The organism is Pseudomonas sp. IAC-BECa141 (genome assembly GCF_020544405.1).
GTDB lineage: Bacteria > Pseudomonadota > Gammaproteobacteria > Pseudomonadales > Pseudomonadaceae > Aquipseudomonas.
The window spans coordinates 4,033,842-4,057,004 of the sequence record NZ_CP065410.1; the positions used below are offsets into that span (position 1 = coordinate 4,033,842).

Sequence of the window (23,163 nt, forward strand, 5' to 3'; positions counted from 1 at the left end):
ATTACCACAGGGAGGAAGACCGGCTTTATGAACAACGCAAAACTGTTTGTCATCGAATACACCCTTCACGGCGCGCCCAAGTCGTTCATTATCCGCTCGGACAGAATGGACAACACCGAGGCGTGGCACTGGGCAAGCTGCGACGCAGGGGTCGGCCGCATCCCGCGTTTCGGCCGGGAGAAAGTGCAAAAGACCAGCAAGCCGATGGCAGAAAAATTCGGCGTGGAAAACGTGACGTGGCGTCCGGCAAGCTAAGCTTGCGCGCAGCTGGGGATTATTTCGGGGGAACATACATGACAACCATCAACAGCCCGGCGCACCTGGACTATGGTCTGGACACGCTGTTTGGCCGCATGACCCGAAGCGTCGACTGTCCGGTGGGTCTGGAGCCCGTCGAAAATGATCCCTTCCGCTTCTCCCTGCGCGTGCCGGCGCCCTTGCCGCAAGACCTCGAAAAAGCCAAAACCGTCGTTGTCAGCGTTGAAGGCCGTCGGCTGCAAGGGACTGTCCGCCATGTCGAACGGCTGGACGATGACAGCCTGAAACTGGAAGTGGAGCCTGACTAGGCTCCACGTTTTCATGGCTTGCGTTATTTAGGATGCGCGCAGTGGCATCCCTTGCCGGTACATGCTTCGCCGCCCTTATGGTGATGCGCGCAGGCTTCACAGCAATAGTGTTTACCGTGCGCCACATAAGCGTGGTCGCCTTCCTTGATCTTGCAATTACAGCCCGGGCAATCGCATTTTCTATCTGGCATGGGACAGACTCCTTCGGTGGTGGTTGTCTGAGACCTGAAGAACAGGTCGTACCACCAGTGTAGAAGCTGTCAGTCCGCCTGCCGCACACTGCTGCGATACATGAACACCAGCGCCAGCCCCAGGCAGACCATCGCCAGAATCCGCGCGCCCGACAGCTCGATGGCGGGGTTGCCCAGCCAACCGAAATTGTCGATCAACATCCCCATTCCCAACTGCCCGACAATCACCGCCACCGTCGCCACCGCAGTACCGACGCGCGACACCGCACCCACCATGACCATCATGTACACCACGCCGAACAGTGCACCGCTAAGCTGCCATTTCGGTACGTCCAGCAGGCTGATCGCCTGGGCCGGTTCGAAAAACAGGATGAGCAGCCCCGTACTCACGGCGCCGACCGCAAACGTCAACAGGCTACTGCGCAGCACCCCAACGGTCTCCCCCAGCCGCCCGTTGATCGCTGCCTGCACACTCAACACCGCACCGGCCAACACCACCACCGCCAACAAAATAACCAGACTCATCACTCACCCCCGCGCAATCAAAACCAAAGCCGCCACAATCAACCCCAACGCCAGCCACCGTTCACCGTTGACCTTCTTGCGCGTGGCGCCAAACCAGCCGAAATGGTCGATCAGCACACTCTTGCCGACCTGCCCGGACAGAATCGCGATCATGGTCATGGCGATGCCGATATGCGGCGTGGCCAGCGTCAACACCACCACGTACATCGGCCCCAGAAATCCGCCGATCAACTGCCAGCGCGGCAAGTCGGTCAGCGCCGGCCCCTTCTGTGGCCCCGCAAACAGCAACAACAAAAACAGAATCGCCGTCCCGACCCCGAAGATGCTCAAGGTCGCCCACAAATGCCCGACCTGCTCACCCAAGGGCCCGAGCAATCCGGCCTCCACTGACAACCCCATGCCGGCCATGATCACCAGCGGCAACAGCAACAAACGCAAACCAGGCCGGGCGACCGGGGCCGGCGCGGCACTCACTTCATCAAACGACTGCATCGGAAAACCTCTGAGGAAAACGATGGCGCGGATTATCGGCTGGCACAGCTGTGCGATAAATGGGAGCATCCGGACAACACTTTTGCGCAACTCGCACAGCAGGACAGACGATGCACGGGCTCAACGAACTGGGATTCAAGGCGCTAAGGCTGTTTGTGGCGGTGCTCGACCACGGCAGTTTTTCCGAAGTCGCCCGCCGCGAGGGTGTGGCGCCCTCGTCGATTTCCCGGCAGATCCAGTTGATGGAACAGGCGCTGAACCAGCAATTGCTCTACCGTCACACCCGCGCGGTCACGCCGACCGAAGCCGGGCGCATGCTCGGCCATCACGCGCGGCTGGTGCTGGTGCAACTGGAGGAGGCCGAACAGGCCTTGCAGGAACAGCAAAGCGAACCGACCGGCCTGGTACGGATCAACGCCCCGGTGGTGTTCGGCCAGCGTCACCTCACGCCATGGCTCGGGCGATTGTGCGAGCGCTATCCGAAGCTGCAACTGGACATCCAGCAGACCGACCACTACATCGATCCGCTGCAGGAAGGCGCCGACCTGCTGTTCCGCATCGGCCCGCTGCACGACTCGAGCATGCAGGCGCGGATTTTGGCGCCGCACCGTTTTCAGGTCGCGGCCAGCCCGGCGTATCTCAAGCGTTTCGGCGCGCCCCGGCATCCCGACGACCTCGCCCGCCACCAGTGTCTGGCCTACAAGGGTGCGACCGGCCAGCAACGCTGGTTCTTCCGTCAGGATCAGGGCGAGTGGACGCCGTATGCAGTCAAGGGCCCGATCACCGGTAACCACGCGGACACGCTGACCCAGGCCGCTGTGCAGGGGCTGGGGCTGGTGATGTTTCCGTCATGGCTGATCGGTGAAGCGGTGCGTGAGGGCACGCTGGTGCCGGTGCTGGGGGAGTATCAGGTGTCGAACAGCGTGGAGCCGCAGCAGATTGCGGTGCTGTGGCCGGGGAGCCGGCGGTTGTCGGTGAAGGTGCGGACGGTGATTGATTTCTTTGTCGAGTGTTTTGGCGAGGTGCCGTATTGGGACAGACCCTGACGATCTGTCCCGACAACGCCATCAGATACGGAACTGCCCCACCAACTTCCCAAGTCGCTGCCCCAGATCCGCCAGACTGCGCGAAGTCTGCGCCCCCAACTGCGTCTCATCCGCCACGTTATCCACCGCCACCGCAATCTGATGCACGCTGCGGTTGATCTCCTCCGCCACCGCCGTCTGCTCTTCAGCGGCGCTGGCAATCTGAGCATTCATCGAGTTGATCGTCGCAATCAGATCCGCCATCGCATCCAGCGACGCCCCCGCCTGATTGGCCTGGGCCGACGTACCGTCACCCGCCTCGCTGGAACGGCGCATCGCTTCAACCGCCGACTGCGTCCCCGCTTGCAAGCGATCGATCATCCCCTGGATTTCCTGAGTGCTGATCTGTGTGCGCGACGCCAGCGCCCGCACCTCGTCCGCCACCACCGCAAACCCGCGTCCGGCCTCACCGGCCCGAGCCGCTTCGATCGCGGCGTTGAGCGCCAGCAGGTTGGTCTGTTCGGCAATCGAGCGGATCACCCCGAGCACGCCGACAATCGACGACACGTCCTGTTGCAGGCTGTCGAGGGACACGCCGCTGCTGCGGATGTCGTCCACCAGCGCATGAATCTGTTTGATGCTACCGGCCACCACGCGTTTGGCGGTCTGACCTTCTTCGTCGGTCTGCTGCGCGGCAACGGCAGCGTTCTGCGCGCTCTTGGCGACTTCCTGGGCGGCGGCGGACATTTCGTTGATCGCCGTGGCCACCTGATCGGTTTCGTGGCGTTGACGCTCCATGGCCTGATCGGAGCGCTGGGCCTGATCCGAGACTTGCGTCACCAGCCCGGTCAGTTGCGAGGTCATCTCGGTGATCTGCCGCACCAGGCCGTGGATTTTGTCGACAAAGCGGTTGAACGAGCCGGCCAGTTCGCCGAGTTCGTCCTGGCTGGTGATGGTCAGGCGCCGCGTCAGGTCGCCCTCGCCCGCCGCGATGTCATCGAGGTTGGCTTTCATCAGGGTCAGCGGTCGCAGGATGGTATTGGCCAGCAGCATTCCCGCCGCCGCGATCACCAGCAGCACCACCACCGCCACGCCGACGATGCTCAGCACCACGCCCTGCATGCGTTCCTGCACCTTGGCCTCGACCACCGCCACTTGCGCTTCGATGCCATCGAGGTTGACCGACGTACCGACCGCCATGTCCCACTTCGCCAGGTATTCGGTGTAGCCGAGTTTCGGCACCAGCACTTGCGCGTTGCCCGGCAGCGGCGAGCTGTATTGCAGGTAGTGGGTGCCGTCCTTCGCGACTTTCACCAGGTCGCGATTGACGTAGACGCCGTTCGGGTCGCGGTTGTCCTTGAAGCTTTTGCCCACGCCTTCGGGATCGTTGGCCTTGAACAGGCGCACGGTCTCGGAGTCGTAGCCGAAAAAGTAGCCGTCCTTGCCGTACTTGATGCTCGACAACAGTTTGATGACCTGCGCCCGCGCCTCGGCGTCACCGGGAGCGGCAGCGTCGTACAACGGTTTGATGGTGGTCATGGCCACCGCGACATAGCTGGCCAGGGTGGCCTTGGCGTCGCCAAGCAGGCGTTCGCGAGTCTGTTCGACTTCCTTGCGCGCCTGTTCCTGAAGGATGAACAGCGTGGTCAGGCTGATCACCAGCGCAAAGAGCAAGACCGGAAGGACGGCAAGGGACAGGACTTTAGCCTTGAGACTCAGGCGCATAGGGAACTCACTTTTTTGGTTTTGTTGGCGTGGTTACAGGCTATAACGGCACGCGAAACCAAAAGTTGAGCTGGGGCTTGAGATCGTTCCCACGCGGACGCTCGACGCAGATCATTCCCACGCTCTGCGTGGGAATGCCTCTTGTGACGCTCTGCGTCACGCTTTGGAACGCGGAGCGTCCCGGGCTGCATTCCCACGCGGACGGTTCGACGCCTCGACGTGGGAACGATCAACAATCAAGTCAGAGGACCATTGCGGCCACCCAGCCGAACGCCAGCAGCGGCAAGTTGTAGTGCAGGAAGGTCGGGACCACGGTGTCCCAGATGTGATGGTGCTGGCCGTCGATGTTCAGACCGGAGGTCGGGCCAAGGGTCGAGTCGGACGCGGGCGAACCGGCATCGCCCAAGGCACCGGCCGTGCCGACGATGCAAACGATGGCGATCGGACTGAAGCCCAGTTGCACGCACAGCGGCACGAAAATCGCCGCCAGGATCGGCACCGTCGAAAACGACGAGCCGATGCCCATGGTCACCAGCAGCCCGACCAGCAGCATCAGCAAGGCACCGATGCCCTTGCTGTGATTGATCCACGACGCCGAAGACTCGACCAGCGTCTGCACCTCGCCAGTGGCCTTCATCACTTCGGCGAATCCGGATGCGGCGATCATGATGAAGCCGATCATCGCCATCATCTTCATGCCTTCGGTGAACAGATCATCCGTCTCGCGCCATTTGACGATGCCCGATGCCGAAAAGATCAGGAAACCGGACAGCGCCCCGATAATCATCGAGTCCAGCAGCAGCTGAATAATGAAGGCCGCCGCAATGGCGACACCGGCGATCAACAGGCTTCGCGGGTTGTATTGCACCGCCACCTGCTCGACCTGCTCGATTTTCCCCAGGTCGTAGACGCGCTTCTTGCGATAGCTGATGAACGCCATGCCCAGGCCGGCCAGCATGCCCAGTGCCGGAATGCCCATGGCATGCGTGACGTTGATGCCGCTGATGTCCACGCCGCTGCGGGCAACGTTGGCCAACAGGATCTCGTTGAGAAAAATGTTGCCGAAGCCCACTGGCAAGAACATGTACGGCGTGATCAGGCCGAAAGTCATGACGCAGGCGATCAGCCGGCGATCCAGTTGCAACTTGGTCAGGACATAGAGAAGCGGCGGCACCAGCAGCGGAATGAACGCGATGTGAATCGGCAGGATGTTCTGCGAAGCGATCGCCACCACCCACAGCAGGCCGATCAGCAGCCATTTGACGCTGCCACCACCGCTCGCATGCTGGCGGTCGACCATCGCCAGGGCCTTGTCGGCCAGCGCATGGGCCAGGCCGGACTTGGCAATCGCCACGGCGAAAGCGCCGAGCAACGCGTAGGACAACGCCACCGTCGCCCCGCCACCCAGGCCACTGTTGAACGCCTTGAGCGTGGCGTCGATGCCCAGACCACCGGTCAGGCCACCGACCAGCGCACCGACGATCAACGCGATCACTACATGCACCCGGGACAGGCTGAGGATCAGCATGACGCCGACCGCAGCAATCACTGCATTCATTTCACTACCTCAAAAACACGACGGTGAAACCATCCACCGCCAGACAGGATGAGTCCGGCCGGCAAGCCACGCGGCTCGCCAGCGGATTTGCATAGAGGGTCTTATTAGAAGGGCGCGCACTGTGCCGCAGAGCGGGCGCAGTGTCAAAGCGAGCGGTCGCGGCACTGTGTAACTTTCCATGATCAGACTGCTGAAGGTGGCATATCGGCCACAACATGCGTCAATTCGCCGTATTGCATTTACGCCATAAAGAAACTCGAAACGCGGCCGTTACAGTGCAAAGTCTCAGATATTTATCGAATAAGGACGTCTCCATGTCGCTCAGACAACTTTCCATCCAATGGAAAATCACCCTGCTCGCCGGGCTCTGCCTGGCCGGTATCGTGACCCTGTTGGTGGGTCTTTCGCTGTATCGCATGGAGCACAGTTCCGAACTGGTAAAGGCTTCGAGCATGGAAATGCTCACCGAGTCGGCCCAGGCCCGCATTGAATCCCAGGGCGAAGTCCAGGCGGCGGGCATTCGCCAGCAGTTCATGGACGCTTATCAATATGGCCACGGCTTTTCGCGTCAGGTGCTGTTCCTGCGCGAACAGGCCGAGAAGCGCTTCCTGGACGCTTTCGACCTGCGCGAGGACATGACCCGTCAGGTGAAATCGGCGCTGCAGGCCAACCCGGATCTGCTCGGTCTGTCGCTGGTGTTCGAAGCCAACGCGCTGGACGGCAAAGACGAGCTATTTGCCGGGCAAGCCGAATTAGGCAGCAACGACAAGGGCCGCTTCGCCCTGTACTGGTCGCAACCGACACCGGGCAAAGTAACCTCCATGGCCCTGCCGGAAAGCGATATGGCCGACACCAGCACCGGCCCCAGCGGCCAGGCGGCCAACGCCTGGTTCACCTGCCCGCGCACCACGCTCAAGCCGTGCGTGATCGAACCCTACTTTTATGTGATCGACGGGCAAAAGGTGCTGATGACCAGCATCGTGTTCCCGCTGATGGTCAACGGCAAAGTCATCGCCTCGCTGTCGGTGGACATCAACCTCAACAGCCTGCAAGCAATCAGCCAGAGCGCCAGCAAAAAGCTCTACGACGGCCAGACTGCCGTGAGCATCATCAGCCCCGCCGGCCTGCTTGCCGGTTACAGCCCGGACGCCAACAAACTCAGCCAGCGTCTCGATGCCGTGGACACCGCCAGCGGCGCCGAACTGCTGCGTCTGCTTGCGTCGAGCCAAACCGTCAGCAGCCTGCACAGCAACGCGCAGTTGAAAGTGCTGTCGCCGTTCCAGCCGATTCCTGGCGGCCCGTCGTGGGGCGTGCTGCTCGATGTGCCGGAAAAAGTCTTGGTAGAACGCGCCGAAGCGCTCAAGCAACAGCTGGATGCCAGCAACACCTCGGGCACCCTGATCGAACTGAGCCTGGGCGTACTCGCCGCGCTGATCGGCCTGTTGCTGGTGTGGCTGATGGCACGCAGCGTGACCAGGCCGATCCTTGGCGTAGCGCACATGCTGGAAGACATCGCCAGCGGTGAAGGCGACCTGACCCGGCGTCTGGCCTACGACAAGAAAGACGAACTCGGCCAGTTGGCCGGTTGGTTCAACCGCTTCCTCGACAAGCTGCAACCGATCATCGCCGAGGTGAAACGCTCGGTGCAGGATGCGCGCAACACCGCCGACCAGTCTTCGGCGATTGCGACCCAGACCAGCGCCGGCATGGAGCAGCAATACCGTCAGGTCGATCAGGTCGCCACCGCGTCCCACGAAATGAGCGCCACCGCCCAGGACGTGGCCCGCAGTGCGGCACAAGCCGCCGAAGCCGCCAAGGATGCCGACCGCGCCACGCGTCAGGGCCTGACCGTGATCGACCGCACCACCGCCAGCATCGACACCCTCGCCGCCGACATGAGCGCCGCCATGGTGCAGGTCGAAGGCCTGGCCGCCAACAGCGAGAAGATCGGCACGGTACTGGAAACCATCCGCGCCATTGCCGAGCAGACCAACCTGCTGGCCCTGAACGCCGCCATCGAAGCCGCCCGCGCCGGTGAAGCCGGCCGCGGTTTTGCGGTGGTCGCCGACGAAGTGCGCAACCTCGCCCGCCGCACCCAGGAATCGGTGGAAGAAACCCGCCAGGTCATCGAGCAATTGCAGAACGGTACCCAGGACGTGGTCGGTTCGATGGGCAACAGCCATCGTCAGGCCCAGGGCAGCGTCGAACAGGTCGGCCAGGCCGTCACCGCACTGCGCCAGATCGGCGATGCGGTGACAGTAATCAGCGACATGAACCTGCAGATCGCCAGCGCTGCCGAAGAGCAGAGCGCGGTGGCCGAAGAGATCAACAACAACGTGGCGACGATTCGTGATGTGACGGAGTCGCTGTCGGGGCAGGCGAATGAATCGGCTCGGGTGAGTCAGTCACTCAATAGTCTGGCGAATCAGCAGCAGAGTTTGATGGATCAGTTTCGCGTGTGACGCTCAGGCCCGCTCACCACAAGCCTTGTGGGGGCGGGCTCACCGCCGAGGCAACTGAATCTGCACCTTCAACCCGCTCCACTCGCTTTCGCCCAGCACCAGCACCCCGCCCCACGTCTCGACAATATCCCGCACAATCCCCAGCCCCAAGCCATGCCCATGGGTCTGTTCATCCAGCCGCGTCCCCCGGCTGAACACCTGGGCCCGCTGCGCCTCGGGAATCCCCGGCCCGTCATCTTCCACGTTCAACACAAAACCTTCAGCCGTCTCGACCACACTCAACCGCACCTCGGCATCCGCCCATTTGCAGGCGTTGTCCAGCAGGTTGCCCAGCAGTTCCAGCAAATCTTCACGATCCCACGGCAATTGCAGGCCCGAAGGAGCCACGTAACTCAAATCCAGATGTTCGCCATGAATCATGTTCAACGTCGACAGCAGCCCCGGCAGCTCGGCGTCGCAATCGAACAACGCCCCCGGCAGCGCATCGCCGGCCAAGCGCGCGCGGTTGAGCTCGCGATTCAGCCGTTGCTGAACCTGTTCCAGTTGTTCCTTGAGGATCTTGCGCAATTGCGGATGTGCATCGAGCTGTTCACTCGACGCCAGACTGAGCAGCACCGCCAGCGGAGTTTTCAGCGCATGCCCAAGATTGCCCAAGGCATTGCGCGAACGCTTGAGGCTGTCTTCAGTGTGCGCCAGCAAATGGTTGATCTGCGCCACCAGGGGCTCCAGTTCCGCCGGCACTTGCTCATCGAGTTGTGAACGTTGGCCCTGCTGCAACTGAGCGATCTGTTCACGAGCCTTCTCCAGCGGCCGCAATGCGCGGCGCACGGTCAGGCGTTGCAACAGCAGAATCAGCAACAACCCGGCCAGCCCGAGGCCGAGACCGATCTGCCGCATGCGCTGGAAGCTCTCGCGCACCGGCGTGTAATCCTGGGCCACGCTGATGGAAATCGACTGACCGAGCCGTCGATAGTCCGAACGCAGCACCAATAATTGCTGACCGTCCGGCCCCAATTGCAGGTTGCTGTGCAGACCAGGGTGTTCAAGCATCGGCAGTTCCTGATCCCACAGCGAGCGGGAACGCCAGTGGCTGTCGGCGAAATCGATACGGAAGTAGTGCCCGGAAAACGGCCGCTGATACGCCGGCGACAAGTGCCGCTCATCCAGTTGCAGCCCCTGCGGGCCACGCACCAGCGCCACCAGCAGGTTTTCACTGTCGTTGCGCAGACCCGCTTCGAGGTAACGCTGCAAGCCCACTTCGAACAACCACAGGCTGGTTTGCACCAGCACCAGGCCGACGATCACCATCACGCTGATCAGCCCCAGGCTCAAACGGCGCTGGATCGATCTCACGAAGCCTGTCCGCCAAACAGATAACCCTGACCACGACGGGTTTCGATCACGCTTTTGCCGAGTTTGCGCCGCAGGTGATTGACGTGGACTTCAAGCACGTTGGAATCGCGCTCGGTCTCACCGTCGTAGAGGTGTTCGGCGAGGTGGCTTTTGGAAAGAATTTGCTCGGGATGCAGCATGAAGTAGCGCAGCAGACGGAATTCGGCAGCGGTCAGCTGAATGTCGGCACCGTCGCGCACGACACACTGGCGGCCCTCGTCCAGGTGCAGACCGGCGGCCTTGAGCGTCGGCTGGTTGGCCTGCCCCTTGGAGCGACGCAGCAGCGACTGGATGCGCAGATACAGTTCTTCGGGGTGGAAGGGTTTGGTCAGGTAATCGTCGGCACCGGCCTTCAGGCCTTCAATACGCTCGGCCCAGGAATCGCGGGCGGTGAGAATAAGCACCGGAATCGTCAGACCGCCGGCGCGCCATTGCGTCAGCACCTCGAGCCCCGGCACGCCGGGCAGACCGAGGTCGAGGACGATCAGGTCGTAGGGCTCGCTGCTGCCCTGATAGACCGCATCGCGCCCGTCCGCCAGCCAGTCCACCGCATAGCCTTGACGTTGCAGGCCGGCGAGCAGTTCGTCAGCCAGCGGTACGTGGTCTTCCACCAGAAGCAAGCGCATCGGTCAATCTTCCTTGTCTTTGATCAGGTTGCCGGTGGCGGCCTCGAAATGCAGCTCGCGAGCCACACCTTCGACGGTCAGCAGCTCGACTTCATAAATGTAGACGTCGTGCTTCTCTTCAAGCTCGGCTTCCAGCAGTTTCGCTTCGGGGTAGCGCTCCATTGCCTTATGCAGCACTTGCTCCAGCGGCAGAATCACGCCCTGCTGACGCAGGCGCAGGGCTTCGTCCTGATTGAGGTCGCGCGCCAGCGTCACCGAGCAGAATGCAACGAGCGCCAGGGCCAGAAGGCCCGTGGCGCGCGTCGATGAATCAGGTAAAAACGATTTCATTAAGTGTCCTGATGGTCCTTGCGCAGCAGCCCGTCGCTTGCGTCCAGTTCCAGCTCCCATTCCACACCTTGCGAGTCTTTCAGCTCGATCTGGTACAGGTAAATGCCATAGCGCTTTTCCAGTTCGATATCGATCAGGGTCGAACCCGGATGGCGCGCCCTGGCCGTGGCCATGACGGTTTCAATCGGCACAATGGTACCAGCGTCGATCAGTTTCCGGGCTTCATCTGCGAGCAGGTCGCGGGTATGAGCACGGTTGGCGGTGAGACCAAACAGCAGGAACGCGATGAACAGGCTCGCGAGAATTTTCATGGGGATCTCCGTCTGTGAGGTGGTGCTTCCTTTGTGGCCACCTTAGCGCCGGGAACTTAACTGAAACTGAATGGCCATCATCGGGCCTGCTCCTGCAGAGCTGGCAACATGTGCTTATAATCTTTCGCTTGCTAACGATCGAGACCGGTATGACCGCCATTCACATCAAGTTCCCGTCCCTCACCCTCAAGGCCGGCTCCCGGGCCATGGCGCGCATTCGTGCCCAAGGCCTGAACGCCGCCGACGTCGGCACCCTGCCCGGCGCTGCCGGCGGGCCCAAGGCGCTGGGAATTCAGGGGCTGGATCTGGCGCTGTTTGGCGAGTGGTTGCCAGCCGCGCCGCGTGAGCGTTCGCTGATCGGTGCATCGGTCGGTTCCTGGCGGTTCGCCAGCGCCTGTCTGCCGGACGCCGCCGAAGGCATCCGTCGCCTCGGTCAGTTGTACACCGAGCAGAACTTCAACAAAGGCGTGACCATCAGCGACGTCAGCCGCAGTTCGCAGCGCATGCTCGATGACCTGCTCGACGGGCGCGACGCCAGCCTTCTGACCAACGCCCATTACCGCTTGAACATCATGGTGGTCAAAAGCCACGGCGGGCTGGCGGACGACCATCGCGGCCGGCTCGGGCTGGCGCTGGGCTCGGTGATCGCCGACAACCTGCGGGGCCGCGCGCGATTGTCGCGGCACTTCGAACGGCTGATCATCCACGACCCGCGCCTGGCGCCGCCGGTGCATGCGCTGAATGACTTCCCGTCGCGTTTCGTCGCCCTCGATGCCACAAACCTGCGTCAGGCGCTGCTGGCGTCGGGTTCGATCCCGATGGTCATGGAGGGCGTGCGCGACCTGCCGGGCGCCGGAGCCGGCACCTTCCGCGACGGCGGCTTGCTGGACTATCACCTTGACCTGCCCTACAGCGGCGACGGCATCGTGCTCTATCCGCATTTCACAGACCGGGTGATTCCGGGCTGGTTCGACAAGACCCTGCCGTGGCGCAAAGCCTCGGTGGAGCGCCTGCAGGACGTGCTGTTGCTCGCGCCCTCCAAGGAATACCTGGCGCGCCTGCCCTACGGCAAACTTCCCGACCGTAACGACTTCAAGCGCTTCATGGGCGACGCGCCGAGCCGGCAGAAATACTGGCGCGCGGCGATGGACGAGAGCCGCCGGCTGGGCGACGAATTCCTTGAACTGACTGCCAATGGTCGCCTCGCCGAGCGCTTGCTGACCCTTTAGTCAGCACAGCCCTGGACAAGCTGGTAAACTCGCCGCCTGCCCGAATTCGCTGCGGCGAACGCCATCTGAACAGAGCTGAAATCACTGTGGAAATTTTCAAAGAGTTCACTTTCGAATCCGCCCACCGCCTGCCCCACGTACCGGACGGCCACAAGTGCGGACGCCTGCATGGTCACTCGTTCAAAGTGGCGATTCACCTGAGCGGCGACATCGACCCGCACACCGGCTGGATCCGTGATTTCTCCGAGATCAAGGCGATTTTCAAGCCGCTGTACGAGCGACTGGATCACAACTACCTGAACGACATTCCGGGTCTCGAGAACCCGACCAGCGAGGTGCTGGCCAAATTCATCTGGAATGAATTGAAGCCCCTGCTGCCGGAACTCAGTGCGATCCGCATCCACGAGACCTGCACCAGCGGCTGCATCTATCGCGGCGAGTAACCGATCCTGAAGTCGCCGAAAAGCCCTGTGGGAGCGAGCTTGCTCGCGATAGCGGTTTGCCAGTGAAGCAAGTGTTGCCTGACACGGCGCCTTCGCGAGCAAGCTCGCTCCCACAGGGATAGAAGGCGCCTCAGTGTTTGAATAACAGCCCCCGAGGCTGTTTTTTTACGCCTATGCTTTTTGGCTCGAAACCGCCAAGAGGACAGGCCCATGACGGACTGGCTGCTGGATCAGGTCTTTGACTTCAACGGGCGACAGATTCGCCACGGGGTGCGCGGCGACGGCCCGCCGCTGGTGTTCGTGCACGGCACGCCCTTCTCTTCTTACGTGTGGCACCGCATCGCGCCGCACTTTTTCGCCACGCACCGCGTGCACTACTTCGACCTGCTGGGCTACGGGCAATCCGAGCAACCGGACGCCGATGTCTCCCTCGGCGTGCAGAACGAATTGCTCGTGCGGTTACTGGATCACTGGAATCTGCAACGCCCGGACGTGGTCGCCCACGACTTCGGCGGCGCCACCGTGCTGCGCGCGCATCTGCTCAACGGCAAGGATTTCCGCAGCCTGACCCTGATCGACCCGGTGGCGCTGACGCCGTGGGGTTCGCCGTTCGTACAGCACGTGCGCCAGCATGAAGCGGCATTCAGTGGCCTGCCGGATTACATCCAGCGCGCCATTGTCCCGACCTATATTCGCGGGGCGATTCACCGGGACATTCCGGATGATGAACTGGCGCCCTACGTACAACCGTGGCTGGGCGATCCGGGGCAAGCGGCGTTCTACCGGCAGATCGCGCAGATGGATCAGCGCTACACGCTGGAAGCGCAGCCGCTGTACCCGACGATCCGCTGCCCGGTGCAGATTCTCTGGGGTGAAGAGGATCAGTGGATTCCCATCGAACGCGGGCGCGAGTTGCACAAGCTGATTCCCGGATCGCAGTTTCACCCGATCCCGAATGCCGGGCACCTGGTGCAGGAGGATGCGCCTGAAGCCATTGTTGCCGCCCTGCTGCGGTTCCTCTGACCCCATTGCGCGCGCCTGTGGGAACAGCCCTGCTCCCACATGGTTCGGCAGGACGCCCCATGCACTGCTTTCGCGCCGATCACCCGTGTCTCGTCTATAAATACCCGCAACATCGCGTATGGCACGACCGCTGCAACCTCTTCGCGTCCTCCCCTTTCCAGCAAGGAACGCCCCATGACGCAAAACGATCCCGGCAACGATTACCCCCTCAGCGAAGTGCCGATGCACGCGCGCAAAGGCCTGGCCTCCACGGCGATGGTGCTGCTCGGCTTCACCTTTTTCACCGCGACCATGTTTGCCGGCGGCAAGCTCGGCGTGGCGTTCAACTTCGGCGAGATGCTCGCCGTCATCGTCATCGGCAACCTGCTGCTCGGCGTGTACGCCGCAGGCCTCGGATACATCGCCTTCAAGAGCGGCCTGAATTCGGTGCTGATGGGACGCTTCTGCTTTGGCGAAGTCGGCAGCAAGCTCAGCGACCTGATCCTCGGGTTCACCCAGATCGGCTGGTACGCCTGGGGCACCGCGACAGCCGCCGTGGTGCTCGGCAAATATTTTGATCTGAACGAAGGTACGGTGCTGGGGCTGATGGTGCTGTTCGGTCTGGTGTTCTGCGCCACGGCGTATGTCGGTTATCGCGGGCTGGAGATCCTGTCGTACATCGCGGTGCCGGCGATGATGTTGCTGCTGATGCTGTCGATGTGGGTCGCCACGGTGAAAGTCGGTGGCCTCGACGGATTGCTCAGCGTCGTACCCAGCGGTTCGCTGGACTGGTCGACCGCCATCACGCTGGTGTTCGGCACCTTCGTCAGCGGTGCGACCCAGGCCACCAACTGGACGCGTTTTTCCCGTTCGGCGCGGGTCGCGGTGCTGGCCAGCCTGATCGGTTTTTTCATCGGTAACGGCCTGATGGTGCTGATCGGTGCCTATGGCGCAATCGTCTATCAACAACCCGACGTGGTCGAAGTGCTGCTGTTGCAGGGCTTCGCCATGGCGGCGATGGCAATGCTGTTGCTGAACATCTGGAGCACCCAGGACAACACCATCTACAACTTCGCCGTCGCCGGTTGCAACCTGCTGCGCACCGGTCGCCGCAAGACCGTGACCCTGGCCGGCGCGGTGATTGGCACGGTGCTCGCGCTGCTGGGCATGTACGACATGCTGGTGCCTTATCTGATCCTGCTCGGCACGGTGATCCCGCCGATTGGCGGCGTGATCATGGCCGACTTTTTCTTCCGCTGGCGCGGACGTTATCCGCGTCTGGCCGACGCACGGTTACCGGCGTTCAACTGGCCGGGGCTCGCGGCTTACGCGGCCGGAACCGTCGCGGCGTTCGGCTCGCCGTGGGTCGCGCCGCTGGTCGGGATCGCCGTTGCCGCGTTAACGTATATCGCAGTGACCGGCCTGCTCGGCGCCCGCAACGCGGCCGCCCCTCTACAAGATCTATAAAAGGATTCGCCCGATGCACATCATCAACGCCCGACTGCGCAACCAGGAAGGTCTGCACGAATTGCACCTTGAAGACGGCCTGATCCGCAGCATCGCGCGCCAGACCGAAGCGCCGACCCTGGGCCCCGACGACCTCGACGCCGGCGGCAATCTGGTGGTGCCGCCCTTCGTCGAGCCGCACATCCACCTCGACGCCACCCTGACCGCCGGCGAGCCGCGCTGGAACATGAGCGGCACGCTGTTCGAAGGCATCGAATGCTGGGGCGAACGCAAGGTCACCATCACCCAGGAAGACACCAAAACCCGCGCCAGGAAAACCATTCAGACGTTGGCCGCCCACGGCATCCAGCACGTGCGCACCCACGTCGACGTCACCGACCCGCAACTCACCGCACTCAAGGCGATGCTCGAAGTGCGCGAGGAAAGTCGTCATCTGATCGACCTGCAAATCGTCGCGTTCCCACAGGAAGGCATCGAGTCGTTCAGCAATGGCCGCGAACTGATGGAAGAAGCGATCCGCATGGGCGCGGACGTGGTCGGCGGGATTCCGCATTTCGAGTACACCCGCGATCAGGGCGTCAGCTCGGTGAAATTCCTGATGGACCTGGCCGAGCGCACCGGCTGTCTGGTGGACGTGCACTGCGACGAAACCGACGACCCGCATTCGCGCTTCCTCGAGGTGCTGGCCGAAGAAGCTCGCAGCCGCGACATGGGCGCGCTCGTGACCGCCAGCCACACCACCGCGATGGGCTCCTACGACAACGCCTACTGCGCCAAACTGTTCCGCCTGCTCGGGCATTCGGGGATCAGTTTTGTCTCCTGCCCGACCGAAAGCATTCACCTGCAAGGGCGCTTCGACAACTTCCCGAAACGCCGGGGCGTGACTCGCGTCAACGAACTGCTCGAAGCCGGGATGAACGTCTGCTTCGGTCAGGACTCGATCGTCGATCCGTGGTATCCGCTGGGCAACGGCAACATCCTGCGGGTGCTCGAAGCCGGCCTGCACATCTGCCACATGCTCGGCTACCGCAACCTGCAAAGCGCGCTGGATCTGGTCACCGACAACAGCGCCAAAGCCATGCACCTCGGTGAACGCTACGGTCTGGAACAGGGCCGCCCGGCCAACCTGCTGATCCTCTCGGCGGACAGTGACTACGAAGTGATCCGCAGTCAGGGCCTGCCGCTGTATTCGATCCGCAACGGCAAGGTGCTGATGAAACGGCAGATGCCGGTGGTGGAGTTCATGGAGGGTTGAGCAGCGGTTATGGTTCGCAGCGGTTTTATCGCGAAAGGTTAGCGCCAGCCTGTCAGATCTGACAGGCGACAACTGCTGCGAGCCGGCTCACAGTAAGCCCCAAGGGATCCATCGTTCCCGGGGGGACGACTATGAAAGGGACTTCACCATTTCGCCTGAGCTTCGCTGTCTGCCTGATGATCGCCACAACGGCAGCGGCGATGGCTGGCGTTCGCAACGGCAGCGGTGAAGAAATCCTGTTGCAGGGCTTTCACTGGAACTCAAGCCGCAATCAAACACCTTGGTATTCGGTACTTGCGCAACAGGCGACGACCATTGGCAAAGATGGATTCACCCTTGTCTGGTTCCCGCCACCCTGGATGGATAAATCAAGCTGGTCCAACAGCCAGGCTCAGACTTCCGGTGGTGGCGAAGGCTATTTCTGGAGCAACTTCGACAAGAACAGCGAATATGGCAGCGATCAGCAACTCAAGGCGGCGGCGTCAGCTCTGAAGAATGCCGGAGTAAAAGTCGTCTACGACGTGGTGCCCAATCACATGAGCGACCAAGCGGCCTATTCCATGTTCCCCCGTGGGAGCAATGAGTGGCGGCATGACTGCGCGCAATGTGACGAAGGCGACGCGTTCATGGATGGCGCCGCGGATCTGAACACCGCTCACCCAACAGTCTTCGACGCCTTCAAAAAAGAATTCAGCAACTTGCGCGATAACTATGGTGCTGAAGGCCTGCGCTTTGACTTCGTCCGTGGTTATGCACCGGAAACGGTGGATCGCTGGATGAACGCCTTCGGCAACCAGCAGTTCTGCGTCGGCGAAAACTGGAAAGGCCCCGACGAATACCTGCAGGGCGATTGGCGACGCAGTGCAAGCTGGCAGGATGTGCTCAAGGACTGGTCGGATCGCTCGCATTGCACAGTGTTCGATTTTGCCCTGAAGGAGCGCATGCAGAACGGCTCACTCGCCGATTGGCGCCACGGTTTGAATGGCAATCCGGATCCCGCCTGGCGCGCAATCGCAGTAACCTTCGTCGACAACCACGATACCGGTTACTCACCTGGCGCCTACGGCGGCCAGCATCATTGGGCGTTGCCCGATCCTCAGGTCAATCTTGCTTACGCCTACATCCTCAGCAGTCCCGGCACACCGACCGTGTACTGGCCGCACATGTACGACTGGCAGCGCGATCAACTGATCCGGGAATTGATCAAACTGCGCAAGGCCGCCGGTGTCCGCGCGGATTCGCCGGTTCGCTTCAACACCGCCTATAAGGGGCTGGTCGCCACCACACAGGGCGTGCGCGGCACATTGGTGATCGCCCTGAAATCCGATCTGCAGCAGCTGCCACAGGGCCTGGGCACGCCGACATTGAGCTGGGATAACGGCGATATCCGGATCTGGACCGGCCCTGTCGAACCTGCGACGGTGGCAGTCAACGTGCATTGCGACAACGCCAATCCGCAACCGGGCGAAAGCGTCTATGCAGCGGGTTCATCGCTGGAGTTCGGGGCATGGGACCCGCAGCATGCGCTAGCACTGACATTGGCCAATAACCGCTGGAGCGCCAGGGTTGAGGTGCCGGGTCAGCAAAAACTCGAGTGGAAGTGCATCGTGCGTGGCCAGACTCAGGCGGCGGTGTATTGGCAGGCCGGCGCGAATAACGCATTCACCAGCGGTGCCGTGAACGACACCGTCGGGCGCTTCTGATCTTGAGGTTGCAGCTATTTTTCGTCGCGCACTGCGGTGCCGAACAGACGCACGCCGGTCAGTTCTCCGTCGCGCTCCTCCAGCAGGATTGGCGCCGTACCGCCCGGCATCACCACCTGAACTTCTCCCGCCGACACCCAGCCCACCCGCCACGCCGCGCTCGCCACCGCACTGGCGCTGGTGCCTGAGGAAGCGGTCGGGCCTTCGCCCCGTTCGAACACCCGCGCCACAATGCGTTGATCCCCGGCGCGCATCGCCCATTGCAGGTTGACCCCGGCCGGGCACGGCTGGCCGGCGCCGGTGGGCATGGCGTAGGCGATGGCGGTCAGGCTGTCCGTCAGCGGCGATTCAAGCATCTGTGCGTTGCTCGGCAATGCGGCTTCGTCCTGCACCAGCGTCACGCAATGCGGATTGCCGATGCGTACGAACTGGCTGTGTGCCCAGGCAGGATCGAGTTGCGCCAACGGTCGAACACGGCTGACCTGCGCACCGTTGAACGGAACCGGTTCAACGCCGAGCGCACCAACCGCCGCCGGGCCGAAATCGGGCTGCCCGAGATCAAGCCAGAAGCCTTGCACGCCCGCCACTTGCGCCGGTTTCACCGAGGTCGACACGGGCGACTGCGCATCCTGTTTGTCGTGATGCACCCGCATCGTCGCGCCCTCCTGCGGCATCTGCCCCTGCTCAAGCAGTGCCTGAGAAAAAATCGTCAGGCCGTTGCCGCTGCGCTCGGCCAGCGTGCCGTCGGTGTTGACGATCAGCAGATCAAAGGGTGGCGAGGACTGGAACGGACCGATCAGTAAACCATCGCTGCGGTGGGACTTGCTGCCGGCAGGTTGCTGACCGTCGGGCCAGTCACAACACAGAGCGATCGCGGCTCGGCTCCACGCCTGTCGAGACAAGGCACATTGCGTGGCACTGGCGGGCAGATCGATTCCCGAGTCTCTCAGCGCCTTCGGTGAAATCACTCCGTAGATATTGCCCCGTGCATCGTAGAACTGCGTCATGAACCGCCCCTCGGTTTCAAGTTGTCAAAGGCGTCACTGTAAAACGCAATTCCCTGTGGGAGCGAGCTTGCTCGCGATGGCGGTGTATCCGTCAATGAGCGTCGACTGACACGACACTATCGCGAGCAAGCTCGCTCCCACAGAAGAGCTGTGCAAGGATGTCCGCTGCTGAAACGTTTTTTGCCAAGGATCGTTATGACCAGCCTCACCCCTCAAGACACGTTCGTTCCCGGACGCCTCGAACAGATGTCCACGCGCATCGCCTTCTTCATTGCCGGACTCGGCATCGCCGCGTGGGCGCCGCTGGTGCCGTATGCCAAGGCGCGGGCCGGGCTCGATGAAGGCACGCTGGGGTTGTTGCTGCTGTGCCTGGGCGTCGGTTCGATTCTGGCGATGCCGCTGGCGGGGATTCTGGCCACGCGGTTTGGCTGCAAAAAAGTGGCCACCGGCGGCACACTGCTGATCTGTGCGGCGTTGCCGTTGCTGGCGACGGTGTCGTCGATTCCGGCGCTGATCGCCACGTTGTTCATGTTCGGTGCCGGGCTCGGCACGGTGGATTCGACGGTAAACCTGCAAGCAGTGATCGTTGAGCGGGCCAGCGGCAAGAACATGATGTCGGGGTTCCACGGCCTGTTCAGCCTCGGCGGGATCGTCGGTGCAGCGGGCGTGAGCGCCCTGCTCGGCATGGGGCTGTCGCCACTGGCGGCGATGCTGGTGGTGGTCCTGGTGCTGATCGCGGCGCTGTTCAAAGCCGTCCCGCACATGTTGCCTTACGGCAGTGAAAGCTCGGGGCCGGCGTTCGCGGTGCCCCACGGAATCGTGCTGTTCATCGGCGGCATGTGTTTCATCGTGTTCCTCACCGAAGGCGCGGCGCTGGACTGGAGCGCAGTGTTTCTGGCCCAGGAACGCGGGATCGATACTGCCTATGCGGGGTTGGGTTATGCAGCGTTCGCGCTGACCATGACGGCCGGCCGTTTGACCGGTGACAGGATCGTCCGGGCATTGGGTGCGACGCGGATCATTCTGTTTGGCGGTCTGCTGGCGGCGGCGGGATTGTTTCTGGCGACGTTCGCCCCGGGCTGGCAAGCCGCACTGCTCGGTTATGCGCTGGTCGGTGCCGGCTGTTCGAACATCGTGCCGGTGCTGTACACGGCGGTGGGCAAACAGACGGTGATGCCGGAAAGCATCGCCGTGCCGGCAATCACCACACTGGGTTATGCAGGGATTCTGGCAGGGCCGGCGGTGATCGGGTTTGTCGCCCACGCCAGCAGCCTGAGTTTTGCCTTCGGGTTGATGGCGACGTTGCTGGTGGCGGTGGCGATTGGCGGGAAAGCGCTGAAGGTCTGAGCCTGATCTGATCTGTTCAGATCGTTCCCACGCAGACGGTTCGACGTGGGAACAATCGATGCAGATCAGAAGCCTACGCTGGCCTGCACGAAGAACGTCCGCGGCGTGCCCACATAGATCCCCGAGTTGTTGTCGCTGGAACGGGTGAAGTACTGCTTGTCGAAGATGTTCTTCACACCGGCGCCGAGCTTCAGGTTCGACAGCTGCGAACCGAAGTCATAGCCGCCGCGCACGTTCCAGGTCACGTAGCCCGGAATATCGCCGTACTGTCCATCCGCCGTGCCTTCGGTGATGTAGTTGCCATTGAAGCTGCCGTCAGCATTCACGCCGGTGCCGGGCGAGCGCTGTTTGGACTGGGCAAAACCGTCGATGTTGTAGGTCCAGCGGTTGATGTCGTAACGCAGGCCGACGGTGGCGACCTGACGCGAGTAGAACGGCAGATCGCGGCCCTTGAAGCCCGGAATCTCACCTTCGTACGTGGCGCGGGTGTAGGTGAAGCCGGCGTTGGCGGTCAGGCCGTCGAGGCGCGGATCGAGCGCCGCCATGTCGTAGTGCACCGAAGCTTCGATACCCTGGTGCTTGGTCGCGCCGAGGTTGGTCCAGCCCACGTCATTGCTGATGTATTGCAGTTCGTCATCGAAGTCGATGTAGAACAGCGTCACTTCCCCGCCCCACACGTCATCGTTGTAGCGCGTACCGATTTCGTAGGTCTTGGCTTTTTCCGGTTCCAGACCATTGGCGGTCTGGTCACCCGAACCGCCCTGGCCGAGCTGGAAGTATTGCAGGCTGCCGAACGACGTCTCGTAGTTGGCGAACAGCTTCCACGCATCGGACAGGTGATACATCACGCTCAGAGCCGGCAACGGCTCGTTGCTCTCGATGCTGCGGTTTTTCTCCGGCACGCGTTTGCCGGCGGTGTCGAGCACGGCGCGATCATGCCAGTCGGTGCTGATGTGCTCGAAGCGAATGCCCGGGGTCACGGTCCAGTTGCCGACGTCGATCTTGTTGTCGATGTAGACCGAGTTGGCCTCGGTGCCGCCGGTGCGGTCCTGGAATACGTGACCATCGGAAGTTTTGGTGACCACCGGCACATTGTTGACCAGCGCCAGACGGCTCGATTGCTCGTGCATCGCCTCTTTCAAATAACGGTAACCGACGCTGACTTCCTGGGTGGTCGGGCCGACATCAAACACACGGGACACACGCGGCTCGATCCCCAGCGTGTAGTAGGAACGCGGGAACGAGCTGAGGGTTTTCTGATCGCGGGCGGCGATGGTGCTGCCGCGAAAACTGTCGGAATAGTAAGTCAGCACCTCCGCCTGGGTGCGCTCGTCGATCTGCCGGATCCACTTGAACGACACGTCCTTGCGGCGGCCGCTGAACCCATCGTAGTCGCGGTCGGACTGGAACGGTTTGTCGTCGTACTGCTTCTGCGTCAGGCCGCCGGGCATGTCGGCGCTGGCGTCGTAGTAGTGGAAGTTGAGGCTGAAATCGTCCTGCTCGGTCGGTGCCCAATGGGTCTTGAGGATCACGTCGTCGATGTCGTTGCCGTTGTTGCGCTCGCGGTAACCGTTGCCGTTGACGCCCGAGTACAACAGCGCCATGCCGATGCCGTTGTCGGCGGTGCCGCCAAGGAACGCGGTGTCGATGTGTTTCCAGCCACCGTGCTGCGAGGTTTCCAGGGTGGTGCCGATTTCACCGGTGGTTTTTTCCGGGATCGCGCGGGTCACGAAGTTGATCACGCCGCCGACGTTCTGCGGCCCGTAACGCACCGAGCCGGCACCTCGGACCACGTCGATGCTGTCGAGGTTGCCGGAAGAAATCGGCGCCATCGAGAGTTGTGGCTGGCCATACGGCGCAAATGCAGCCGGCACGCCGTCGATCAATACGGTGGAGCGTGGCGACAGACGCGACGTCAAACCCCGCACGCCGACGTTCAGCGAAATATCGCTGCCGCCAGTGCCGTTGGCTTCCTGCACCTGCACGCCCGGTACGCGGCGCAGCACGTCGCCGACGTTCATCGCGCCCTGCTCGACCATCGCTTCACGACGGATCACCGTACGCGCGCCGGGGTGGTTCTGCACCACGGCGGCGTCGGCGTCGCCGAGCCAGTCGCCGACCACTTTGATGTCGGTCACGCCCAGCTCCAGCGGGCCGCTGTCGGCGGAAGTCGGGGCCGGCGACAAGGTCACCGAGCCTTCATTGATCTGGTAATCCAGACCGCTGCCTTGCAGCAATTGGCGCAGGGCCTGCTCCGGAGAAAGATTGCCGTCCACCGCCGGCGCCTGTTTGCCGGCGACCAGGTCCGGGCTGAAAAACACCTGCAACGACGTTTGCTGACCGAGTTCGCTCAAGGCCTGCCCCAGCGGCTGTGCACGGATGTGAATGGCTTCGGCGGCGAAAGCCATCGGCACGGCGGCGTTGACCGCCAGCGCGAGCGCCAGCGGCAACCAGGAGGATTTTTTGTTTTTGGTGGTGGAGTTTTTCACGTCGAACGGAGTCCTGTG

At 62.3% G+C, this 23,163-nt stretch carries 22 protein-coding genes and 2 pseudogenes; 12 read left to right on the forward strand and 12 right to left on the reverse strand.

Translation table 11 applies throughout. The features are described from left to right. Positions 1 to 27: 27 nt before the first annotated feature. Positions 28 to 255 (forward strand): DUF6555 family protein, encoded by a 228-nt coding sequence (locus I5961_RS18330; protein WP_065259393.1) that lies wholly within the window; start codon positions 28 to 30, stop codon positions 253 to 255. A 38-nt stretch (positions 256 to 293) separates the two neighbouring features. Then, positions 294 to 566, forward strand: coding sequence for a hypothetical protein (locus I5961_RS18335; RefSeq protein ID WP_085700426.1), 273 nt, complete (start codon positions 294 to 296; stop codon positions 564 to 566). Between the two features lie 23 nt (positions 567 to 589). Here I5961_RS18335 and I5961_RS18340 read toward each other — a convergent pair whose 3' ends face one another. From I5961_RS18340 to I5961_RS18350, 3 genes are all read right to left on the reverse strand, one after another. Continuing rightward, the gene (locus I5961_RS18340; RefSeq protein ID WP_085700427.1) at positions 590 to 757 is read right to left on the reverse strand and encodes a metallothionein; all 168 of its coding nucleotides are present in this window, start codon (positions 755 to 757) and stop codon (positions 590 to 592) included. A gap of 69 nt (positions 758 to 826) precedes the next feature. Then, positions 827 to 1,282 (reverse strand): DMT family transporter, encoded by a 456-nt coding sequence (locus tag I5961_RS18345; protein WP_227232977.1) that lies wholly within the window; start codon positions 1,280 to 1,282, stop codon positions 827 to 829. 3 nt (positions 1,283 to 1,285) lie between these two features. Further along, positions 1,286 to 1,774: a DMT family transporter gene (locus I5961_RS18350; RefSeq protein WP_085705228.1), complete on the reverse strand. Its 489-nt coding sequence runs from the start codon at positions 1,772 to 1,774 to the stop codon at positions 1,286 to 1,288. Between the two features lie 110 nt (positions 1,775 to 1,884). Here I5961_RS18350 and I5961_RS18355 point away from each other — a divergent pair, with 110 nt between their 5' ends. Beyond that, positions 1,885 to 2,820: a LysR family transcriptional regulator gene (locus tag I5961_RS18355; RefSeq protein WP_227232978.1), complete on the forward strand. Its 936-nt coding sequence runs from the start codon at positions 1,885 to 1,887 to the stop codon at positions 2,818 to 2,820. A gap of 21 nt (positions 2,821 to 2,841) precedes the next feature. Here the strand turns inward: I5961_RS18355 and I5961_RS28840 are convergent, their stop codons facing one another. From I5961_RS28840 to I5961_RS18365, 3 genes and pseudogenes are all read right to left on the reverse strand, one after another. Then, the gene (locus I5961_RS28840) at positions 2,842 to 3,663 is read right to left on the reverse strand and encodes a methyl-accepting chemotaxis protein (protein WP_371855536.1); all 822 of its coding nucleotides are present in this window, start codon (positions 3,661 to 3,663) and stop codon (positions 2,842 to 2,844) included. Between the two features lie 84 nt (positions 3,664 to 3,747). Continuing rightward, positions 3,748 to 4,524, reverse strand: a pseudogene (locus I5961_RS28845) (cache domain-containing protein); the annotation flags it as partial. 241 nt (positions 4,525 to 4,765) lie between these two features. Then, positions 4,766 to 6,082, reverse strand: a complete 1,317-nt coding sequence (locus I5961_RS18365; RefSeq protein WP_085700431.1) for a Na+/H+ antiporter family protein — start codon at positions 6,080 to 6,082, stop codon at positions 4,766 to 4,768. Positions 6,083 to 7,539: 1,457 nt separating this feature from the next. On the opposite strand from I5961_RS18365, the pseudogene I5961_RS28850 reads away from it, so the two are divergent. Together I5961_RS28850 and I5961_RS28855 are read left to right on the forward strand one after the other, a co-directional pair. After that, positions 7,540 to 7,686 (forward strand): annotated as a pseudogene (locus tag I5961_RS28850) (HAMP domain-containing protein); the annotation flags it as partial. Between the two features lie 102 nt (positions 7,687 to 7,788). Then, positions 7,789 to 8,544: a methyl-accepting chemotaxis protein gene (locus I5961_RS28855; RefSeq protein WP_371807414.1), complete on the forward strand. Its 756-nt coding sequence runs from the start codon at positions 7,789 to 7,791 to the stop codon at positions 8,542 to 8,544. Positions 8,545 to 8,583: 39 nt separating this feature from the next. Here the strand turns inward: I5961_RS28855 and I5961_RS18375 are convergent, their stop codons facing one another. From I5961_RS18375 to I5961_RS18390, 4 genes are read right to left on the reverse strand one after another with little or no spacing between them, the layout of a single operon-like run. Beyond that, positions 8,584 to 9,897, reverse strand: coding sequence for an ATP-binding protein (locus I5961_RS18375; protein WP_227232979.1), 1,314 nt, complete (start codon positions 9,895 to 9,897; stop codon positions 8,584 to 8,586). Then, positions 9,894 to 10,562 (reverse strand): response regulator transcription factor, encoded by a 669-nt coding sequence (locus tag I5961_RS18380; protein WP_085700434.1) that lies wholly within the window; start codon positions 10,560 to 10,562, stop codon positions 9,894 to 9,896. Before I5961_RS18380 ends, I5961_RS18375 begins: the two co-directional genes overlap by 4 nt. A gap of 3 nt (positions 10,563 to 10,565) precedes the next feature. Then, on the reverse strand, positions 10,566 to 10,892 hold the full coding sequence (locus I5961_RS18385) for a PepSY domain-containing protein (RefSeq protein WP_085700435.1): 327 nt from the start codon (positions 10,890 to 10,892) through the stop codon (positions 10,566 to 10,568). Beyond that, the gene (locus I5961_RS18390; protein WP_085700436.1) at positions 10,892 to 11,203 is read right to left on the reverse strand and encodes a PepSY domain-containing protein; all 312 of its coding nucleotides are present in this window, start codon (positions 11,201 to 11,203) and stop codon (positions 10,892 to 10,894) included. Before I5961_RS18390 ends, I5961_RS18385 begins: the two co-directional genes overlap by 1 nt. Before the next feature lie 149 nt (positions 11,204 to 11,352). Between I5961_RS18390 and I5961_RS18395 the strand changes: the two genes are divergently transcribed. From I5961_RS18395 to I5961_RS18420, 6 genes are all read left to right on the forward strand, one after another. After that, positions 11,353 to 12,432: a patatin-like phospholipase family protein gene (locus I5961_RS18395; RefSeq protein WP_227232980.1), complete on the forward strand. Its 1,080-nt coding sequence runs from the start codon at positions 11,353 to 11,355 to the stop codon at positions 12,430 to 12,432. A gap of 86 nt (positions 12,433 to 12,518) precedes the next feature. Next, on the forward strand, positions 12,519 to 12,875 hold the full coding sequence (gene queD, locus I5961_RS18400; RefSeq protein WP_085577504.1) for a 6-carboxytetrahydropterin synthase QueD: 357 nt from the start codon (positions 12,519 to 12,521) through the stop codon (positions 12,873 to 12,875). Between the two features lie 210 nt (positions 12,876 to 13,085). Continuing rightward, the gene (locus tag I5961_RS18405) at positions 13,086 to 13,898 is read left to right on the forward strand and encodes an alpha/beta fold hydrolase (protein WP_227232981.1); all 813 of its coding nucleotides are present in this window, start codon (positions 13,086 to 13,088) and stop codon (positions 13,896 to 13,898) included. 174 nt (positions 13,899 to 14,072) lie between these two features. Continuing rightward, on the forward strand, positions 14,073 to 15,344 hold the full coding sequence (gene codB, locus I5961_RS18410; RefSeq protein WP_085700439.1) for a cytosine permease: 1,272 nt from the start codon (positions 14,073 to 14,075) through the stop codon (positions 15,342 to 15,344). 13 nt (positions 15,345 to 15,357) lie between these two features. After that, positions 15,358 to 16,599, forward strand: coding sequence for a cytosine deaminase (gene codA, locus I5961_RS18415; RefSeq protein WP_085705199.1), 1,242 nt, complete (start codon positions 15,358 to 15,360; stop codon positions 16,597 to 16,599). A 131-nt stretch (positions 16,600 to 16,730) separates the two neighbouring features. Then, positions 16,731 to 18,302 (forward strand): glucan 1,4-alpha-maltotetraohydrolase domain-containing protein, encoded by a 1,572-nt coding sequence (locus tag I5961_RS18420; RefSeq protein ID WP_227232982.1) that lies wholly within the window; start codon positions 16,731 to 16,733, stop codon positions 18,300 to 18,302. 14 nt (positions 18,303 to 18,316) lie between these two features. Here the strand turns inward: I5961_RS18420 and I5961_RS18425 are convergent, their stop codons facing one another. Next, positions 18,317 to 19,309 (reverse strand): diaminopimelate epimerase, encoded by a 993-nt coding sequence (locus I5961_RS18425; protein ID WP_227232983.1) that lies wholly within the window; start codon positions 19,307 to 19,309, stop codon positions 18,317 to 18,319. Positions 19,310 to 19,504: 195 nt separating this feature from the next. On the opposite strand from I5961_RS18425, the gene I5961_RS18430 reads away from it, so the two are divergent. Beyond that, positions 19,505 to 20,656, forward strand: coding sequence for an MFS transporter (locus I5961_RS18430; protein ID WP_227232984.1), 1,152 nt, complete (start codon positions 19,505 to 19,507; stop codon positions 20,654 to 20,656). A 65-nt stretch (positions 20,657 to 20,721) separates the two neighbouring features. On the opposite strand, the gene I5961_RS18435 is transcribed toward I5961_RS18430, so the two are convergent. Further along, positions 20,722 to 23,145 carry a TonB-dependent siderophore receptor gene (locus tag I5961_RS18435; protein ID WP_085700444.1) on the reverse strand — a complete coding sequence of 808 codons (2,424 nt, stop codon included), beginning with the start codon at positions 23,143 to 23,145 and terminating at the stop codon, positions 20,722 to 20,724. Positions 23,146 to 23,163 lie beyond the last annotated feature (18 nt).

Bases quoted from the DNA above. Each gene is read 5' to 3' on its own strand.
- I5961_RS18330 (WP_065259393.1), top strand. From the start codon at position 28: ATGAACAACGCAAAACTGTTTGTCATCGAATACACCCTTCACGGCGCG.
- I5961_RS18335 (WP_085700426.1), top strand. From the start codon at position 294: ATGACAACCATCAACAGCCCGGCGCACCTGGACTATGGTCTGGACACG.
- I5961_RS18340 (WP_085700427.1), bottom strand. From the start codon at position 757: ATGCCAGATAGAAAATGCGATTGCCCGGGCTGTAATTGCAAGATCAAG.
- I5961_RS18345 (WP_227232977.1), bottom strand. From the start codon at position 1,282: ATGAGTCTGGTTATTTTGTTGGCGGTGGTGGTGTTGGCCGGTGCGGTG.
- I5961_RS18350 (WP_085705228.1), bottom strand. From the start codon at position 1,774: ATGCAGTCGTTTGATGAAGTGAGTGCCGCGCCGGCCCCGGTCGCCCGG.
- I5961_RS18355 (WP_227232978.1), top strand. From the start codon at position 1,885: ATGCACGGGCTCAACGAACTGGGATTCAAGGCGCTAAGGCTGTTTGTG.
- I5961_RS28840 (WP_371855536.1), bottom strand. From the start codon at position 3,663: ATGACCTCGCAACTGACCGGGCTGGTGACGCAAGTCTCGGATCAGGCC.
- I5961_RS18365 (WP_085700431.1), bottom strand. From the start codon at position 6,082: ATGAATGCAGTGATTGCTGCGGTCGGCGTCATGCTGATCCTCAGCCTG.
- I5961_RS28855 (WP_371807414.1), top strand. From the start codon at position 7,789: ATGGAGCAGCAATACCGTCAGGTCGATCAGGTCGCCACCGCGTCCCAC.
- I5961_RS18380 (WP_085700434.1), bottom strand. From the start codon at position 10,562: ATGCGCTTGCTTCTGGTGGAAGACCACGTACCGCTGGCTGACGAACTG.
- I5961_RS18385 (WP_085700435.1), bottom strand. From the start codon at position 10,892: ATGAAATCGTTTTTACCTGATTCATCGACGCGCGCCACGGGCCTTCTG.
- I5961_RS18390 (WP_085700436.1), bottom strand. From the start codon at position 11,203: ATGAAAATTCTCGCGAGCCTGTTCATCGCGTTCCTGCTGTTTGGTCTC.
- I5961_RS18395 (WP_227232980.1), top strand. From the start codon at position 11,353: ATGACCGCCATTCACATCAAGTTCCCGTCCCTCACCCTCAAGGCCGGC.
- I5961_RS18405 (WP_227232981.1), top strand. From the start codon at position 13,086: ATGACGGACTGGCTGCTGGATCAGGTCTTTGACTTCAACGGGCGACAG.
- codB (WP_085700439.1), top strand. From the start codon at position 14,073: ATGACGCAAAACGATCCCGGCAACGATTACCCCCTCAGCGAAGTGCCG.
- codA (WP_085705199.1), top strand. From the start codon at position 15,358: ATGCACATCATCAACGCCCGACTGCGCAACCAGGAAGGTCTGCACGAA.
- I5961_RS18420 (WP_227232982.1), top strand. From the start codon at position 16,731: ATGAAAGGGACTTCACCATTTCGCCTGAGCTTCGCTGTCTGCCTGATG.
- I5961_RS18425 (WP_227232983.1), bottom strand. From the start codon at position 19,309: ATGACGCAGTTCTACGATGCACGGGGCAATATCTACGGAGTGATTTCA.
- I5961_RS18430 (WP_227232984.1), top strand. From the start codon at position 19,505: ATGACCAGCCTCACCCCTCAAGACACGTTCGTTCCCGGACGCCTCGAA.